Origin of the sequence: Pseudomonas meliae (genome assembly GCF_001400515.1) — a bacterium.
Classification (GTDB): Bacteria; Pseudomonadota; Gammaproteobacteria; order Pseudomonadales; family Pseudomonadaceae; genus Aquipseudomonas; species Aquipseudomonas amygdali.
The window spans coordinates 1-2,892 of the sequence record NZ_LJQT01000452.1; the positions used below are offsets into that span (position 1 = coordinate 1).

General features: G+C 51.1%; 3 protein-coding genes. All 3 read right to left on the reverse strand.

From position 1 onward, the window contains the following. Window positions 1-107: 107 nt before the first annotated feature. Window positions 108-1,202, reverse strand: a complete 1,095-nt coding sequence (locus ALO64_RS20675) for an acyltransferase family protein (RefSeq protein WP_235378745.1) — start codon at window positions 1,200-1,202, stop codon at window positions 108-110. A 28-nt stretch (window positions 1,203-1,230) separates the two neighbouring features. Further along, the gene (locus ALO64_RS20680; RefSeq protein WP_044345558.1) at window positions 1,231-2,130 is read right to left on the reverse strand and encodes a glycosyltransferase; all 900 of its coding nucleotides are present in this window, start codon (window positions 2,128-2,130) and stop codon (window positions 1,231-1,233) included. 276 nt (window positions 2,131-2,406) lie between these two features. Continuing rightward, on the reverse strand, window positions 2,407-2,892 hold a 486-nt coding region (locus tag ALO64_RS26440; RefSeq protein ID WP_235805018.1), incomplete at its 5' end, for a methyl-accepting chemotaxis protein.

Here is a 2,892-nt window from a genome sequence, read left to right on the forward strand (position 1 = left end):
CTACTTCAGACCTTCCTTAGCCACTCATAAGGTTGGTTCTGAGGCCCAGCGCTGTGCAAAAAGCCAAGGCCAAGCGCTGAGTCACACAAGACGTACTGAAAACTTCACTAAACAGCTGCGCCACTTAACCGGGCACGGGATTTACCATGTACATAATTCAATATTGGCTTCTCGACCATGAGCCACGATAAGGTAGCGAGCACAATGACCACGGCGACAGACGCTGACAGTGAGGCATAAAAACTTAAACCAGAAACATTAATCATCAACTGCTGAACGGGAAATGCGTAGAGGTACATCCCATAAGAAATATCAAATCTGGACCTGATAATTGTATCGCTGAAAAACGTCCCAACCATCAGGACCAGTACGCTAATACCTACACTTGCCAGCACCATAACCCAAGGCGTATTCAATGAAAAAAAGACAAGCATTATAGAGAGTATACCTACCACGATCTTTGTCTTCGGACTGGCAAACAATGCTTTATAAAAATACAAAGAAGCGCCTACAAAAAACGCGATTCCGACCGTCGAATAAGCCAGAAGCTTTGGCGCCATTGGATGCGATGAAGTCGAGCATATATACGTTGTGAGACAAAAAAACAACGCAATGAACAAAGGTGTTGTGACACTACGCATCAGGAGCAGCGCCAAGGCGAGCGCTACGTAAAATCCGAATTCAATCTTTAACGTCCACAAGCTTCCATTAAAGGAGTCGTTGAATATAAAGTCACTTGTTATCTCACTGATGTCGGCACGACCAAACATCGAAATTTTCAGAAAGTCGATCAGCGCATCCAGACTTAAGACATACTCAGCACCGCGCCCCTTGCTGAACAGAAGGCCTGCAATGTATACCATCACACCTGCACATACGATCAGGGCAGGAAATAGTCGCGCTATTCTTTTTTCCAAGTAACGATACACACTAGGCGTGTTTAAGAAGCTTTGAGAAATCAAAAAACCCGATATCACAAAAAACGCAAGCACTGCAATGGCACCTAACGAATTATACCCCTTTAGCATAGGCTCTTGAAAACCAGACAGTACATAATGATGGCTAACTAACACGGCCAGTGCGGCCACGTGCCTGATCAAGTCGAACGCGTTATTGCGATTAATCACATGTTGCTCCAGCAGCGGTAAGATTTTTATTGAACTCAAAGGAACTGGCGGCATGTAGTCGGCTGCCGGTGTCATCCATTTTTCTACTGAAATGATATTACCATTACACCTGCCCCAACCATATCGCAATCATCAAGCTCAAGTTACCTCGCAGCGTCTGCCTGTATATCCCGGTCTTTCGAAGTGTGCAAACGCGCTTAAAAACCCCCTGCCTGCGACCGCTTTCAAAATGCGCCAGGACGCCGCGGTTCTCCTCAGTAAGCATAAACTCCATACCTTTGAGAACTGTCACGTTCGCGTCATTCCATTCGGCAAACCGTCCTGAAAGCATTTTGCGAAAACGTACCAGTCTGTCACGAGCGCTGGCATTGGCACCAATCAGGTTGCCGCTGTGCTGGCGATAATCCAGGCAGGGCTCAGTGTCATAGGACACCTGACCACCGCACCCTGAAACCAGGAGGTAGGTCAGCCAGTCATGGGCTATCAAGGGAGACCGGTCAGGTAACCTGCACAATAATCGACGTGCCGCCTGATTGATCAGCATTGTATTGGCGCCTGCCAGACTTTGAACCAACGCGTTTCTGAAGGACGGCGGTTTACTGAACAACGGAGATACCCCGATCACACCCAGATCCGCATCGACCAGACGGGTTCTACCGCAGTAGAGCGCGGGAATGCTGCTGTTGGCGCTCTCGAGCAGATCGACACTGCGCTTGAGCTTGTCGTTGAACCAGACATCATCCTGATCGCTGAAAGCAAAATAATCGGCCTCTATTTCAGAACGCTGAACCAGAGAAATGAAGTTTTCTGCAAAGCCCTTACAAGGCCCGCTGAAAATCACCAACCGCTCCTGCCCCCAACGCACCTTGTAGTCGGACAAAATGTCAGAAGTGTCATCAGTTGACGCATCGTCGGAAACATAAAGCATCCAATTGCGAAAGGTCTGAGCGGCAAATGATTCAAGCTGCTCACGAAGATACGCAGCACCGTTATAGGTACACATCAAAATAGCTACACGAGGGTGCCCCGGAAGAAGATCGTCAGCCTCGGTTGAGCCTTGCCCTCGCTGCAGATTGACATCGTCCGCGCTGGCTTTTTCGGTAAGCTGCGTTCTCAAGAAACCTTTCGCCTGCAAAAATAGAGCATTTTACGCCTTGTATCGACGCTCGTCAGTCATCAAATGAATGAATACGCTCCCCGCTGATCCAACTCTTATACGTTACCCCATCGAATACAGAAAAACCGGCGGGCTTGATCACGCCGGATCTTCGTCCTAATGCTACAACCCCACCAATCCCCCCAATCGAAACCGCGCCGTATTGTCATTCAACGCCCGACTGCCCTGGCTCAGGGTATCCGTTGCCTGATTGACCGCTCGCGCACCTTCCAGCAAACGCCCGGCTGCCTGATCGACCTGCTGGATGTTGCTGCTGACCTCGTCGGCGGTCGATGCCTGTTCCTCCACGGCCGTCGATATTTGCGCCAGCGTATCGGTAACGCCCTGCACTGCCGTGGCGATTTCACCCAGACGAACACCCAGGCCGGTTACCGACTGCGCATCGTTGACGGCCTGTCCGCAGGCGGCTTCCATCAGGTTCACCGCCTGAGTCACGGTGGAGCGCAAGCTGTCGACCGTCCCGGCGATCTGAGCGGTCGAGGCCTGCGTGCGTTGCGACAGACTGCGCACTTCATCGGCAACCACCGCGAACCCGCGCCCTTGCTCACCTGCCCGCGCCGCTTCGATCGCCGCGTTGAGCGCCAGCAG

Coding starts and splice junctions, on each gene's coding strand:
- ALO64_RS20675 (WP_235378745.1), bottom strand. CDS start 1,202: ATGACACCGGCAGCCGACTACATGCCGCCAGTTCCTTTGAGTTCAATA.
- ALO64_RS20680 (WP_044345558.1), bottom strand. CDS start 2,130: ATGTGTACCTATAACGGTGCTGCGTATCTTCGTGAGCAGCTTGAATCA.